The sequence below is a fragment of the Flavobacterium tructae genome (assembly GCF_001853485.1).
In the GTDB taxonomy this organism is placed as follows: Bacteria; Bacteroidota; Bacteroidia; order Flavobacteriales; family Flavobacteriaceae; genus Flavobacterium; species Flavobacterium tructae.
In genome coordinates this window covers 1-13,659 of sequence record NZ_MIKE01000024.1, presented here as the reverse complement: position 1 = coordinate 13,659, position 13,659 = coordinate 1, and the positions used below count along the sequence as shown (strand labels likewise).

Annotated in this window: 13 protein-coding genes and 1 rRNA gene; 3 read left to right on the top strand and 11 right to left on the bottom strand. The window is 33.9% G+C overall.

Translation table 11 applies throughout. From position 1 onward, the window contains the following. Nucleotides 1-11: 11 nt before the first annotated feature. On the top strand, nt 12-677 hold the full coding sequence (locus BHE19_RS13575) for a response regulator transcription factor (RefSeq protein WP_017498438.1): 666 nt from the start codon (nt 12-14) through the stop codon (nt 675-677). 338 nt (nt 678-1,015) lie between these two features. Next, nucleotides 1,016-2,275 carry an asparagine synthetase B gene (locus tag BHE19_RS13570; protein ID WP_070907569.1) on the top strand — a complete coding sequence of 420 codons (1,260 nt, stop codon included), beginning with the start codon at nt 1,016-1,018 and terminating at the stop codon, nt 2,273-2,275. 1 nt (nt 2,276) lies between these two features. Here the strand turns inward: BHE19_RS13570 and BHE19_RS13565 are convergent, their stop codons facing one another. The 11 genes from BHE19_RS13565 to thrS form a co-directional block, all read right to left on the bottom strand. Next, nucleotides 2,277-3,080, bottom strand: coding sequence for an endonuclease/exonuclease/phosphatase family protein (locus BHE19_RS13565; RefSeq protein WP_070907568.1), 804 nt, complete (start codon nt 3,078-3,080; stop codon nt 2,277-2,279). A gap of 132 nt (nt 3,081-3,212) precedes the next feature. Further along, the gene (locus BHE19_RS13560) at nt 3,213-3,467 is read right to left on the bottom strand and encodes a hypothetical protein (protein WP_017498435.1); all 255 of its coding nucleotides are present in this window, start codon (nt 3,465-3,467) and stop codon (nt 3,213-3,215) included. An 80-nt stretch (nt 3,468-3,547) separates the two neighbouring features. Continuing rightward, entirely contained in the window at nt 3,548-4,216 is a 669-nt protein-coding gene (locus BHE19_RS13555) for a response regulator (RefSeq protein WP_070907567.1), read from the bottom strand. A gap of 10 nt (nt 4,217-4,226) precedes the next feature. After that, nucleotides 4,227-6,005, bottom strand: coding sequence for a tetratricopeptide repeat-containing sensor histidine kinase (locus tag BHE19_RS13550; protein ID WP_070907566.1), 1,779 nt, complete (start codon nt 6,003-6,005; stop codon nt 4,227-4,229). A 2-nt stretch (nt 6,006-6,007) separates the two neighbouring features. Further along, nucleotides 6,008-7,732: a tetratricopeptide repeat-containing sensor histidine kinase gene (locus tag BHE19_RS13545; RefSeq protein ID WP_233431379.1), complete on the bottom strand. Its 1,725-nt coding sequence runs from the start codon at nt 7,730-7,732 to the stop codon at nt 6,008-6,010. 165 nt (nt 7,733-7,897) lie between these two features. After that, nucleotides 7,898-8,332 (bottom strand): carboxymuconolactone decarboxylase family protein, encoded by a 435-nt coding sequence (locus BHE19_RS13540; protein ID WP_017498431.1) that lies wholly within the window; start codon nt 8,330-8,332, stop codon nt 7,898-7,900. 216 nt (nt 8,333-8,548) lie between these two features. Next, nucleotides 8,549-9,121 carry a Crp/Fnr family transcriptional regulator gene (locus BHE19_RS13535; RefSeq protein ID WP_017498430.1) on the bottom strand — a complete coding sequence of 191 codons (573 nt, stop codon included), beginning with the start codon at nt 9,119-9,121 and terminating at the stop codon, nt 8,549-8,551. Between the two features lie 134 nt (nt 9,122-9,255). Further along, nucleotides 9,256-9,600, bottom strand: a complete 345-nt coding sequence (gene rplT, locus BHE19_RS13530) for a 50S ribosomal protein L20 (RefSeq protein WP_017498429.1) — start codon at nt 9,598-9,600, stop codon at nt 9,256-9,258. 100 nt (nt 9,601-9,700) lie between these two features. After that, nucleotides 9,701-9,898 (bottom strand): 50S ribosomal protein L35, encoded by a 198-nt coding sequence (gene rpmI / locus BHE19_RS13525; protein WP_007810722.1) that lies wholly within the window; start codon nt 9,896-9,898, stop codon nt 9,701-9,703. A 133-nt stretch (nt 9,899-10,031) separates the two neighbouring features. Further along, nucleotides 10,032-10,583, bottom strand: coding sequence for a translation initiation factor IF-3 (infC, locus tag BHE19_RS22320; RefSeq protein WP_072974136.1), 552 nt, complete (start codon nt 10,581-10,583; stop codon nt 10,032-10,034). Between the two features lie 22 nt (nt 10,584-10,605). Further along, the gene (gene thrS, locus BHE19_RS13515) at nt 10,606-12,552 is read right to left on the bottom strand and encodes a threonine--tRNA ligase (RefSeq protein WP_017498427.1); all 1,947 of its coding nucleotides are present in this window, start codon (nt 12,550-12,552) and stop codon (nt 10,606-10,608) included. A 910-nt stretch (nt 12,553-13,462) separates the two neighbouring features. Here thrS and BHE19_RS13510 point away from each other — a divergent pair. Further along, nucleotides 13,463-13,659 (top strand): 16S ribosomal RNA (locus BHE19_RS13510); the annotation flags it as partial.

The window sequence follows — 13,659 nt, the reverse complement described above, 5'->3', positions numbered from 1 at the left end:
CAAAAAATCAAATGAGTGCCGCTATTAAAATTGCTTTAGTAGATGACGAAGTTTTGTTCCGTAAAGGAATTTCTTTTTTATTGCAAAGAGAAGATAATATCGATATTATTTTTGAAGCATCAAACGGAGAAGAACTTCTGTTAAATTTAGACAACAGCGTGATCAAACCTGATATTATTATCATGGATTTGAAAATGCCCATTTTAAATGGTGTCGAGGCTACAAAAATTATCCGGAAATCATTTCCCGAAATTAAAATTATTGCGCTAACCAGCTATGATACAAAATCATTTATTGCCAATATGATTCAGGTGGGAGCTGTGGCTTATTTGATAAAAAATACTACTCCAAAAGATTTAATTCATACCATCAATCAAGTAGCAAAAAAAGGGTTTTACTATAATGAAAGTGTGTTGCAAACCATTCAGGAAACTATTATCTCCAGTAAAACTTCAAAAGGAAATCTGGAAACCGGTTTTCTTTCACAACGGGAAATAGAAATACTTCAGCTTATTTGCCAGCAAAAAACAACTTCAGAAATTGCAGATCATCTTTACTTAAGTCCCAGAACTGTAGAAGGGCATCGTAACAATTTATTACTTAAAACAGAATCTAAGAATATTGCTGGTTTAGTAGTATATGCGATTCAGAATGAAATCGCTGTTTTAACGCTGTAAATCTAAGCTTGCTAAATATTGAATGGAGAGTACGTAGTATAAAATTATAATTAGCACGAGTATAACTATTCCTATTTTTTGTATCATACTTAATCCCTTAGGTTCTTGGTTGCTATCATTAAGCTTCATGCCTTTGTCTTTTTCATTGATTAAATTTACGCCCGGGGGACAGCAAATGTAAGAATAATGTGCTGTTACAAAATAGGTGTTTCTACGTGATTTTAGCCGTGTATTTAATTATTTTTAGGTATTTTTTTAACATTTGTTTACTTATAAAAGGGAAAGAACAATGGTGTTTTTTGAAGGTTCCTTTATATCTTTACTAAAATAATTTTCTAATGAAGAAGTGCTTAGTTTATATTTTCATATTGCTACTTTCATTCACGGCAAAAGCCTCGTTTATCTTACTTCCGATGGACGAAACCACACAGCAGAATCATCTTAAAGCATACGGAATTACCTATTGGTGTTTAAGCAGAGACTATAAAGCAAGTTGGTTGTTAAATTACCGAGGAGGTTCATTTTTACTTCCGGATGCCGATGAAATTCGTAAAGAATGTAAAATTAGAGGAGTAAGTTTTGAAGTTCTTTCAGATGCTGAGGAGGCTTCGATATTAAATGATATTTCAAGCCCCTCCCAAAATATGGAATCTGTTATTTTAGAAAAAGCACCTAAAATTGCTGTTTATACCCCAAAAGGGAAACAACCTTGGGACGACGCCGTAACTTTAGTTTTAACGTATGCCGAAATTCCTTTTACACCAATTTACGATGAAGAGGTTTTAAGTGATCAGCTGCTTCTTTATGATTGGCTGCATTTGCACCATGAAGATTTTACCGGACAATATGGTAAATTTTACTCTGCGTATAAAAATACACCCTGGTACATTGAACAAAAAAAAGATGCCGAGGCTCTGGCTGTAAAATTAGGATATCCTAAAGTGTCTCAGGAAAAAGGAGCAGTTGCAAAAAAGATTAGAGATTTTGTAATTGGTGGTGGATTTATGTTTGCCATGTGTTCTGCAACAGATAGTTTTGATATTGCACTTTCGGCTGATGGAGTTGATATTTGTGAAGCCATGTTTGATGGAGATGCCAGTGAATCCAATTATCAGTCAAAATTGAATTACGGAAATTCATTTGCCTTTAAAGATTTTACTTTGGAACGAAGACCGGAGGTATATGAATTTTCAGATATTGATATGACTGGAAAACGCAGAATTCCTATGGAGAAAGATTATTTTACTTTAATGGAGTTTTCAGCAAAATGGGATCCGATTCCCAGTATGTTGTGCCAGAATCATACACAATTGGTAAAAGGCTTTATGGGACAGACGACTGCATTTGATACCAATTTGGTAAAATCAAATGTACTGATAATGGGTACTTGTGAATTGAATGGAGAATCAAGATACATTCATGGCGAGAAAGGAAAAGGGATGTTTACTTTTTTTGGAGGACATGATCCTGAAGATTTTCAGCATCAGGTTGGGGACCCGCCTACCGTTTTAGATTTACACCCAAACTCTCCGGGTTACCGTCTTATTTTAAATAATGTTTTGTTTCCTGCAGCAAGAAAGAAAAAGCTGAAAACATAATCTAGTTCAGTGAAAATTCAATCCAGATTGGAATATGATCGGATATTTTTCGGGCCTCCTGAAGCGAGTTAAAGTTTTTATAGAACGAAACAATACCGGAGTTTATATAGTTTACGGACTTTTTATGATAAAAAATATTATCAAATTCTGATGCCAGACAAACGGTTTCTTTGCATTGTTGTTTTAAAGTAGTCTTTTGATTCTGTAAAGTAGAATTGTATCCCATTTTTTTTAATGGAGTAAATACAGAGTGAGATTGTGGACAGTTGAAATCACCAACAAACACCAAATTTAAATTGGAATAGTGCTCAGGCAGAAATTTAAAATATTTAATTTCCTTCTCTGGTTGCTTCGTCTTAGTGATGGCATGAAAATTGACTAAAGTAATGCTCTTTTTATTGATTTCAAAAGTGCCCAGATAAGGCTCACGATCAATTTCTGAATGGTATTTTTTTTCCAGCCAGGCATTTCCTTTCAGTTTTACTTTACTGGTTTTCCAGATATAAGCGTATCGTTCGGTTTTATAGCTGTTTCCGCTTGTTGGATTGCTTATCGTATAATCCCATTTTGATCCCTTATTGTTTAAAATTGCAGCAAGTTTTGCAACAGCCTGCGAACCGCCATATCCGGCAACAACTTCCTGAATTGCGATAATATCATAAGCAAGAACAGTATTTGCAATGAAATTCAGTTCTGATTCGGATTTTGATTTTCCTAAGTTCTCAATATTCCAGGATAGAATTTTAGTTTGTGAGTACGTGAGAACAGAAAAAAGGAAGAAAGTAAGACTTAATAAGTATTTCATGCTGTATTTAAAAATTCAAATATAGGCATTTCAAAATTCGATTACTGTTTAGTCGAACTCTGTTTTTAGTTTCAATGAGAATCTGTCTTAAAAAAGATTCTCATTGAAATTTCAGCATCAATAAATTTAAGGTTAATGCTTTTTATACCTGTTTTTTAGAGCAGTACCAATTATAATGATTTGCAAAACAAGCAGAGCCGGAATAAAAATAATTTTCCAATCTACTTCCAGCCATCCTGTTTTTTCAGAAACGAAAGCAAAACTTAAGGATAGAAAAAGACAAAGTAACATTGTTTTCATTATGATCTTGTTTTTAGTTGTATTAATCTTTGAAACAAAAATCTGTAGAAAATTTCTTTTAGAGCTATTTTTGTATTTGATTTTCATTAGTTGACTAATAGATTACAGACAAAAATAGATTTATTAAAAAACATTTCCTTACGGGAAACCGTAAAATCAGTTAAAAATTAAATCAGGCCAAAATCTTTTGCAATAGCAATTAAATGCACATTGTTGTTTGCCTTAAAGTAAATTTTTAGTTTATTAATGCGTTTTTCGATACTACTGGTCCCGTTTGGAGTGATCGAAGTCGCTTTAAATTCGTTTGATATGTTATCTAAAATATAGCCTTGCGACAAAAGTTTTAAGATTGAAATGTCGTACGATTCAATTTCAAACAATGATTTTTCGTTGAAATTAAAAGACAAATCCGAAGAAAGTATTTTTTCTTCATTTCTAAAAGTTCCTTCAATCGCTTTTTTTAATTCGACGATACTATTACGCCCTTTAGAAACATAAGCACTAATACCTAAATCATAAAAAAGAGTTTTTATACGATAAGATTTATCTTCTATGGAAAATACTATCTTTTTTATTTTAGGCTGAACTTCATTAACCGCTTCGATTAACTCTTCGCCACCATTTAAAATAGTTTTGCGATGGTCTTTTTTAAAAGATAAATCAGTGATTAATAAATCATATGGCTCATTATCCATAATAGCTTTTTTTACTTTATTTAATCCGTCGTCGCAATATTTGACATGGTCAATTACAGGAACGTTGAGTTCTTGAAGTGCTTGAATTACGGCAATGCTGATACTGTCTAAATCTTCGGCAACTAAAACTTTTTTGAACATATTACTTTGTTTATTTGGGGAAATTGAAACTTAATTTAAAACCTGTTTTAGAATTGGAGTCAAAAATAATATTTCCATTTATGGTTTTAATACGGTTTTCCACATTTTGTAGTCCATTTTTTAAAATTATTGATCTATTATAGGCTCCGACCCCGTTGTCACTGTAAATTATAACTATTTTTTTTTCAAAATTTTTAAAAGTAAGACTAACTAATGTCGCCTGACTGTGCTTTTTCATGTTCACAAATAGCTCCTGAAGGATTCTGTAAAGTATAATTTTTTTACTTTTTTCAAGTTCGTTCCAGGAAATTGCATCAAAACCATTGAGAATAATATTTAAATCGGCAGTTTTAAATCCTGAAATCATTTCTTTTAACGAGGTGGAGTAGCTTTCATTTGTAGGTACCGAGCCATTTTCTTTCGAAATGTTTCGGGTTTTGGTGTAAATCGCATGTAAATTATTTAAAAGCCTTTCTTTATTCTCACGTTTTTCCAAATCAACAGTTTCAGCAAACGTTAAGCTGTGATACACATCATTGGTAAGTTCATCTTTCAATTTTTGTGATATTCGTATTTCACTCTCAAAAACAGCATCGTCTTTTTGTTTTGTTCCTTTTGATTTGAGATAGAAGTAAACAAAAGCAATAAGACTTAGAATAAGTACAATGATCATATACAAATAGATGTTGCGTCTTTTTTGCCTTGCCAGTTCCAGCTCATTTTCTGCTTTTTGTGCTTTAAGTAGTAGGTTCTCTGTTTTGTCTATTCGGGATATATATTTAATATTGGTGAATTGATTCTTTGTTTTACACCTTGCATGAGTAATGCTGTCAATAAGTTCAATATAGGATAAGGAGTATTTTTTTAGATCTGATCCCTCGCTGGTTTTAATTAATAGTGATAGCGAACTAATTCTGTCCGTCAGGATCTTTATTTTTGTGGCTACTTTATGTGATTTTAGAGCGTATTCCTTTGCTAACTTAGGATTGGTTTTCATGTAAAAAAGGCAAAGATGTCTGTAAATTCCAACCAATGAGTATTCGTATTCTGACGAGAGTGAAAGTCGGATCTTTAAGGCTTCATTTACATATTTGAGTGCTTTATCAGGATCTCCCAATCTGAAATAGCACAGGCCTAAATTATCAATTGCCCGGGCATAATTATCTTTATCAATATCCTCATAATTTGAAGTTCTTTTTTGTGTCGATAGGATAAATAAAATTTGTTCTGCTTCCTTATATCGATGTTGATCCATATAAACAGTAGCCAGATTGTTTAAAGCCATGTATCTTCTCCAGGTACTTGATTTTAGATGTATTGCTTTTTTTAGGTAAAGAATGGCATCACTATAGTTATAGGTATTAGAGTAGTTAATTCCTAGTTGATTGTAAAGGATTGATGCATGTCTTGGATTTTTAATATACTTTAAGTAAGGTAAAGCTTCGGTTGCATGTGCTTCACTGGTAATATAATCCCCCTGATCGTATTTGATTTGAGACATCGAGTACAAAGTGTAAACATAATCAATAGTATTGATTTTAGGATTACAAAGAAGCTTGGCCTTATTGTAGTAATAGTAAGAACTGTCCAATTTATAAGCATCATATAAAGAGTCGGCCAGATCTGAAAATTTTAGAATTTCTGCTGAATTATTCTTTTGACCAGAATCTGATGGTGTGTTGAACTCGTCGGATTGCAATAATGTTATACCGGCTATTGCTATTGATAGCAGTAGTATCAAACGCTGTAAAAAAACTCTTCTATGAAGAAAGTAAAGTGGTTTCTTCATTTTTAAGCTGGAAAATTAATAAAAACTTTAAACCCTTTTTCGGGAGTAGAATCGATGGTGATTTCTCCTTTTATTGATAGAATTTTGTTTTCTATATTATAAAGGCCATTTTGAAATTTTATGGCAGCAAGGTCGATTCCTATTCCATTGTCAGTATAGGTTATCATTATATTTTGGTCTGTTTTTTTAAAGGTGATCGTAACAAGAGTTGCGGCGCTATGTTTTTTCATATTTACAAGCAACTCCTGTACTGTTCTGTAAACAGTCATCTTTTTATTCTTTTCAATTTCGTTCCAATCTATAGTTTCTAAGTCATTTACAAAAATATGAATGACGGGAGTATTAAATCCTTCAATCATTTCCTCTAAATTAAGAATGAAATCTTCTGAAGTTATAATTTGATTGTTCTCTTTCGATATATTTCGGGTTCGGGAGTATATGGCTTCCAGGTTGTTTAATAATTGTATTTTATTCTCCTTTATAGAAAGATTTTTGCTTTCAGTAAAAGCCATCGTGTGATAAATGTCGTTAGCTAATTCGTCATGAAGTTTTTTTGCGATCCGGGTTTCACTATTATAAGTAGCTTCTATTTTCTCTTTATTTCCTTTTGAAGTCAGGTAGAAATAAAGTACAGTGACTAAACTTAAACTAAGGGTAATTATGATATAGGAGAAAATGTTTCTGTTTCGTTGCTTTTCTATTTGTATTTCATTTTCGACTTTGTATGTTTTTAGTCTTAAATTTTCATTTTTCTCTTTTGTCGAGTCGTATTTAATTTTGGCATATTGATTTTTAGCTTTTTGTTTAACTTCAAAAATGCTGTCGATTAGATTTACATAAACAATAGAATATTTTTTTAATTCACGATCAGAGCTATTCTTGATAATTAGTTTTAAAGAAGACAGACGCTCGTCGATAGTATGGGCAAGAGTAAATTTCTCATAGCTTAAATGCATGTATTTTTTGGCTAATAACAGATTGCTTTCTTCGTAAAATTTAGCAAAATGCAGATAGCTTTTTCCTAAACCGAAAGAATCGTTTTGTTTTTTCCTTATTTCAAGACTTTTTTGGAAATAATACAGAGCTTTATCTGAATGGTATATTTTAAAGTAGCAGAATCCAATATTGTCCAGTGCTTTCCCTTGAAACTCATTATTATTAAGAACTTCTTTCTTTGTTGTCAAAGACAGGAAGATCTGGAGAGCCTCATTGTATTTTCCTTCTTCCATTAAGATAACAGCCATGTTATTTTTTGCGGCCAGTTTTCTCCATTCTTCAGTTTGCAGCTGTAGTGCCTTTTGATTGTAGCGTATAGCATTTTTGTAATCGTAGGTATTCAGATAATTGATACTTAAAATGACATAGGTGTTCCATATCTGAGATTGCTTTTTTACATACTTCAGATAAGGCAGTATTTCTTTAATGGTATTTTCGCTACCTGCATAATCAGCTTGATCTTGCTGTATTTCTGCCATGCGGTTCAGAGAAGTAATGTAGTTTTCCGAATCTGTTACCGGATTGCAGATCGATCGTAGTTTGTTGTAATAGAAAAAAGCGCTGTCAAATTCTTTTTGGCTGTAAAAGCGATCTGCGGTTAGTATCGCTTGTTCAATTTCGGGTTTTGTATTTTTTGGCTTGGGAGTATTTGAGGTTTTTTTCTGACAGAATTGCAAGGATAAAATAGTGAATATAATAAATAGGAAAACGCGCATTCTGTAAGGTATCATGCGCCAAAAGTAAAGAATTAAAGTTCTTAAAAAAGCGTATAAATACCTGTTTTTCCATAAATTTTGATTTTATTTTTTATGCTTGATTTCCAGGTAAATACAAAAAAAGCTTTCATACCTGAAAGCTTTTTTTGTATTGTGGAGTATTATTTATTTCTGAAACAATTATGAAACTCTTAATCCTGTTGTGATAGCAATTCTATTCCAGGAGTTAATAGTAATAATAGTCAGGATAATTTCGGCAAGATATTGATCATTGAACAGGCTTGCAGCATTTTGATAGGTTTCATCAGATACGTGATGGCTAATTAGTGTTACTTCTTCCGTCAGAGCTAAAATTGCTTTTTCCTCCTCCGTATAAATATCAGTATCTCGCCAGGCGCTAAGTAAATAAATATACTGTTCTGATATACCCTGTTTTCTGGCATCGGTGGTATGCATATTAATGCAATGCGCACAGCCGTTTATTTGTGAAGCACGAATTTTAATCAGCTCTTTGTGTACGGGTGTAAGTGAAGTAGTAGAAATGTATTTTTCTAAATTAAGTAATGCTTGGTACGCTTGAGGAGCAACTGTTGGAATAACGATTCTTGGTTTCATTTGAAGTGTTTTTAAAAGTTTGATACAAAGATCATATATATCATATTTGAAAAACTTGAACTACTTCAAGAAAACTATTGAGTCGCTGAGATTCTGAGGTAATAAGGTTCAGAGCTCACTAACGATGTATATAAAAGAACAGGATTTATTTTTTTGATACTCTAAAACCAAAAGAAGTTTAGTGGCTTAGTATCTGAGAGCTCTAGTTTTTCAGAATTAAACTTTTCCAGCCCTGATTTTACTCATAAATTCAGCCGAAAAATCAAGATAGGAGGCAAGCATATATTGGGGAACGCGCTGAACAAACTCAGGATTGAGGTTATTGAAATGATGATACCTTTCCTCTGCAGACATGGTGAATAGAAACTTAATTCGCATTTGTGCAGCTCCAAATGACTTCTGGGAAACAATGCGAAAGTAGCGCTCCAATTTCGGAACTTGAATTAGTACAGACTCCAGTACAGATTGTTCTAAGGCAATAACCTCAGAATTCTCTACAGCCTGAATATAAAAATGAGAAGGAACATGGTTGTGATAACTTAAGTAATCGGTAATCCACCAGCTTTCAATTCCAAATTGAAGAGTCTGTTCCGTCCCTTTTGAATTAATGATGTATTGACGCATGCATCCTTTAACGATAAAATAGAGAGTGTTGCATACTTGACCTTCCCGAAGTACGTGATCTTTCTTTTTAATATTTGATAAACTTAAAACAGATTCTAGGAGATCAATCTCAGAAGCTTCGAGAGTTACAAATTTTTCGATGTGTGCAAAAAGAGCAGTGTACATTGCTATAAGTTTTATACAAATGTACCTTTAAAAATTAGAATTTAGCAAACCGGTATAAAGCAAAAAACCATCCCGTTTCAGCGGGATGGTTTTTCTATGATAAGTAAGTAATCTAAATTGAGTTTATAAAACGTTTATTTTACTTTATTAAGTATTGCTTTGAAAGCTTCAGGGTGGTTCATCGCTAAATCTGCAAGAACTTTACGGTTCAATTCGATTCCGTTAGCTTTTACTTTCCCCATGAATTGAGAATAAGACATTCCTTCTAATCTAGCTCCAGCGTTGATACGTTGAATCCATAAAGCACGGAAATTTCTTTTATTCTGTTTTCTGTCACGGTAAGCGTAGCTCATCGCTTTCTCTACCGCATTCTTAGCAACTGTCCAAACGTTTTTACGTCTACCAAAGAAACCTTTGGCTTGCTTCATTATTTTTTTTCTTCTTGCTCTTTTAGCAACTGAATTTACCGATCTTGGCATAATTTTAATGTGTTTTTGTAGCAGGCGTCCTGAATTGAATCAAAGGAACTTAAAAGCCATACTCCAAGGTTATATAAATAATTTTAAACCTAAAGAATTATTAGATAATTCTTAATTGTTGTTTGATGCTTTTCATATCTGTAGAGTGAACTAGCGCTGAGTGTGTCAAAGCTAATTTACGTTTTTTAGATTTTTTAGTCAAGATGTGACTTTTAAAAGCATGCTTTCTTTTAATCTTTCCAGAACCAGTAACTTTGAAACGTTTCTTGGCGCTAGATTTTGTTTTCATTTTAGGCATTTTTCCTAGTGTTTTAATTTATTCTTACTTACTTATATCTTCAAAAGCTTTAGGCTTTAGGCTTTAAGCTTTAAGCAAATAGTTTATTTAAACTCCTGCTTAAAGCTTATTGCTTATTGCTTAAAGCAAATAATTATTTTTTCTTCTTCGGAGCAATGAACATAATCATTCTCTTTCCTTCTAAAACTGGCATTGCCTCAACTTTACCGTGCTCCTCAAGGTCTGTTGCCAAACGTAAAAGTAAAATCTGACCTTGATCTTTATAGATGATAGAACGTCCTTTAAAGAATACAAATGCTTTTAGTTTAGCACCTTCTTTCAGGAACTTCTCCGCATTTTTTCTTTTAAATTCGTAATCATGCTCATCCGTTTGAGGACCGAATCGAATTTCTTTTACGACAACTTGCGTAGACTTAGCTTTTAACACCTTATCACGTTTCTTTTGTTCGTAAACGAATTTCTTGTAATCCATGATTTTACAAACCGGTGGCTCAGCGTTTGGCGAGATCTCAACTAAATCAAGTTCAAATTGATCTGCTAATCGTAAAGCTTCAGCAAGCTTAAATACACCAGGTTCGATGTTTTCGCCTACTAATCTTACTTCTTGTACGCCACGAATATTATTGTTTATTCTGTGGGCATCCTTTTTTTCTACTCGAGGTTGGTAACCTCTGTTGCTTCTTATTGCTATGACTTTATAATTTAAGTTAAACTGTAAAAACTTTTAATGTCTTTTTTATTTCTTCGTTTACAATAGCGACAAATTCATCGATTGTAACTGTAATATTACCTTTTCCTTCTTGCCCGTGACGACGGATAGAAACCGTTCCGTTTTTTTCCTCTTCCTCACCTACAATCAGCATAAATGGAGTTTTTTGCATCTCAGCATCTCTAATTTTCTTACCGATAGTCTCATTTCGGTTGTCAATTAGGGCGCGAATTTCGTGATTTTCTAGCAAATCTAAAACTTTTTTAGCATATATTTCGTATTTCTCGCTCAAAGACAAGATTATAGCTTGCTCCGGCATTAGCCAAAGTGGGAAATTTCCTGCGGTATGTTCTAGTAAAATTGCGATAAAACGTTCCATTGATCCAAAAGGAGCTCTGTGAATCATAACCGGACGGTGTAATTCGTTATCGGCACCTTTATAAGTCAATTCAAAACGTTCCGGAAGGTTGTAATCTACCTGAATAGTTCCTAGCTGCCATTGTCTGCCTAAAGCATCTTTAACCATGAAGTCAAGTTTCGGACCATAAAAAGCAGCCTCACCATATTCTACAACCGTATTCAGTCCTTTGTCGGCTGCAGCATTGATAATAGCGTTCTCGGCTTTTTCCCAGTTCTCATCAGAACCAATGTATTTCTCTCTGTTTTCCTGATCTCTCAATGAAATCTGAGCTGTAAAGTTTTCAAAACCTAAGGAACCAAATACATAAAGTACTAAATCGATTACCTTTTTGAATTCTTCGTCCAACTGTTCCGGAGTACAGAAGATATGTGCGTCATCCTGAGTAAATCCTCTTACGCGAGTTAGCCCGTGTAGCTCACCAGATTGTTCGTATCTGTAAACTGTACCAAATTCTGCGTAACGTTTTGGTAAATCTTTGTAGGACCAAGGTCTTACATTGTAGATTTCGCAGTGGTGAGGACAGTTCATTGGTTTTAATAAGAATTCTTCACCTTCGGCAGGAGTGTGTATAGGCTGAAAACTGTCAGCTCCATATTTCGCATAGTGACCAGAAGTAACATAAAGCTCTTTTTGTCCAATATGTGGAGTAACAACTTGTTCGTATCCGGCTTTCTTTTGAGCTCTCTTTAAAAATTGCTCTAAACGATCTCTAAGTGCCGCACCCTTAGGTAGCCATAAAGGTAAACCTTGTCCGACTTTCTGAGAAAAAGCAAACAATTCAAGTTCTTTACCAAGTTTACGGTGATCACGACGTTTAGCTTCTTCAAGAAGTTCAAGATATTCAGTCAAATCTTTTTGCTTAGGGAAAGAAGTTCCGTAAACTCGAGTTAACTGCTTATTTTTTTCGTCACCTCTCCAGTAAGCCCCTGCTACACTCATAACTTTCATGGCTTTGATAATTCCTGTATTCGGAATATGTCCACCACGGCATAGGTCAGTAAAAGTAGCATGGTCGCAAAATGTAATAGTACCGTCTTCAAGATTTGAAATCAGTTCCGTTTTGTAAACGTTGTCTTTGTACATTTCTAAAGCGTCAGCTTTGCTAACCGGACGCATTTTGAATTCATGTTTCCCTCTTGAGATTTCAAGAACACGATCTTCAATCTTTTTGAAGTCAGCATCAGTAATTTTTTGATCTTCAAAATCAACATCGTAATAAAAGCCATTTGCAATTGCAGGTCCTAGAGTTAGTTTAATTCCAGGGTACAATTCTTCAAGGGCTTGTGCCATTACGTGTGAAGTGGAATGCCAAAAAGCCTTTTTTCCTTCCGCATCATTCCAGGTATATAAAGTAAGACTACCGTCGGTCGTCAATTGGGTTTCGGTTTCAATTGTTGTACCATTAAAAGATGCAGAAATCACGTTTCTTGCAAATCCTTCACTAATGCTTTTCGCAACCTCCATCGGAGTTACGCCTGAAGCGAACTCTCTAATTGACCCGTCGGGTAAAGTAATCTTAATCATTGTTTATAATTTTGTGAATGCAAATATAGCGCATTACGTAAATACATACAATATATAAATTCATGTTTATACTATAATATAATAGGTGTTGATTAGATGGGCTGGTTTTCTTTGTTTTTGTATACTATAATATAAGGTATTGTTGCGGGTTAAGTTGGGAAGGATATGATTGGAGTTGTTTTGGAGTCTGCTATGTTTGTTTCAATATGGGTTTTAGTGGTCGCTTGAGAGCGGGAGATGTCAAAAATAGGAGGAGTGAGGTTGTGTATGGGTGAAATTTGGTAATATAATGGTAGGATATGTAAGGAAGGGTGTGAAAAGAACATGTTGTTGAGGGGGTAAAATGTGGTAAACGGACGTTTTTAAGAAAAATCGTATAAATTTAAAAAGAATAACAATGTGTAAAACCGATATTATCAGAGTGTTAGGAAAAAGTTTCGAAAAAGATTAAAAATAAGTTTAGAAAAAGCTTGTAAAAGCGGATAAAGTGACTACTTTTGCACCCGCAACAGCGATAAACGTTCACTGAAATACTGACAAGCGAAGGAATTAAAACGAAAAGAAATTTTCAGAAAAAGATTCTAAAAAGCTTGCGAGTAAAGAAAGAAAGTTTTAAGTTTGCACCCCGCAAAACAAGGGAAGTTCATTGAGAGATTGGTAAGGAGAGGAGTTAAAAACGAAAAGAAATTTTCTAAAAAAAAACTTCAAAAAACTCTTGCCGATTAGAAATAAGTTTTCTACTTTTGCACCCGCTTTGAGAAACAAGCGAAATTAAGAAAAAAGAATACGTTCGTAGACATATTGAATTGACAGCCGTTTCGATGCAAATCGGAACAAAAGAATAAGAGTAATAGAATCGTAAGATTCGAAAAGAACCGATAGATATCATCGAGATATAATATAAAAATATACGATGAAGAGTTTGATCCTGGCTCAGGATGAACGCTAGCGGCAGGCTTAACACATGCAAGTCGAGGGGTATATGTCTTCGGATATAGAGACCGGCGCACGGGTGCGTAACGCGTATGCAATCTACCTTTTACAGAGGGATAGCCCAGAGAAATTTGGATTAATACCTCATAGTATAGTGACTCGGCATCGAGATAC

Bases quoted from the DNA above. Each gene is read 5' to 3' on its own strand.
- BHE19_RS13575 (WP_017498438.1), top strand. From the start codon at position 12: ATGAGTGCCGCTATTAAAATTGCTTTAGTAGATGACGAAGTTTTGTTC.
- BHE19_RS13570 (WP_070907569.1), top strand. From the start codon at position 1,016: ATGAAGAAGTGCTTAGTTTATATTTTCATATTGCTACTTTCATTCACG.
- BHE19_RS13565 (WP_070907568.1), bottom strand. From the start codon at position 3,080: ATGAAATACTTATTAAGTCTTACTTTCTTCCTTTTTTCTGTTCTCACG.
- BHE19_RS13560 (WP_017498435.1), bottom strand. From the start codon at position 3,467: ATGAAAATCAAATACAAAAATAGCTCTAAAAGAAATTTTCTACAGATT.
- BHE19_RS13555 (WP_070907567.1), bottom strand. From the start codon at position 4,216: ATGTTCAAAAAAGTTTTAGTTGCCGAAGATTTAGACAGTATCAGCATT.
- BHE19_RS13550 (WP_070907566.1), bottom strand. From the start codon at position 6,005: ATGAAGAAACCACTTTACTTTCTTCATAGAAGAGTTTTTTTACAGCGT.
- BHE19_RS13545 (WP_233431379.1), bottom strand. From the start codon at position 7,732: ATGATACCTTACAGAATGCGCGTTTTCCTATTTATTATATTCACTATT.
- BHE19_RS13540 (WP_017498431.1), bottom strand. From the start codon at position 8,332: ATGAAACCAAGAATCGTTATTCCAACAGTTGCTCCTCAAGCGTACCAA.
- BHE19_RS13535 (WP_017498430.1), bottom strand. From the start codon at position 9,121: ATGTACACTGCTCTTTTTGCACACATCGAAAAATTTGTAACTCTCGAA.
- rplT (WP_017498429.1), bottom strand. From the start codon at position 9,600: ATGCCAAGATCGGTAAATTCAGTTGCTAAAAGAGCAAGAAGAAAAAAA.
- rpmI (WP_007810722.1), bottom strand. From the start codon at position 9,898: ATGCCTAAAATGAAAACAAAATCTAGCGCCAAGAAACGTTTCAAAGTT.
- thrS (WP_017498427.1), bottom strand. From the start codon at position 12,552: ATGATTAAGATTACTTTACCCGACGGGTCAATTAGAGAGTTCGCTTCA.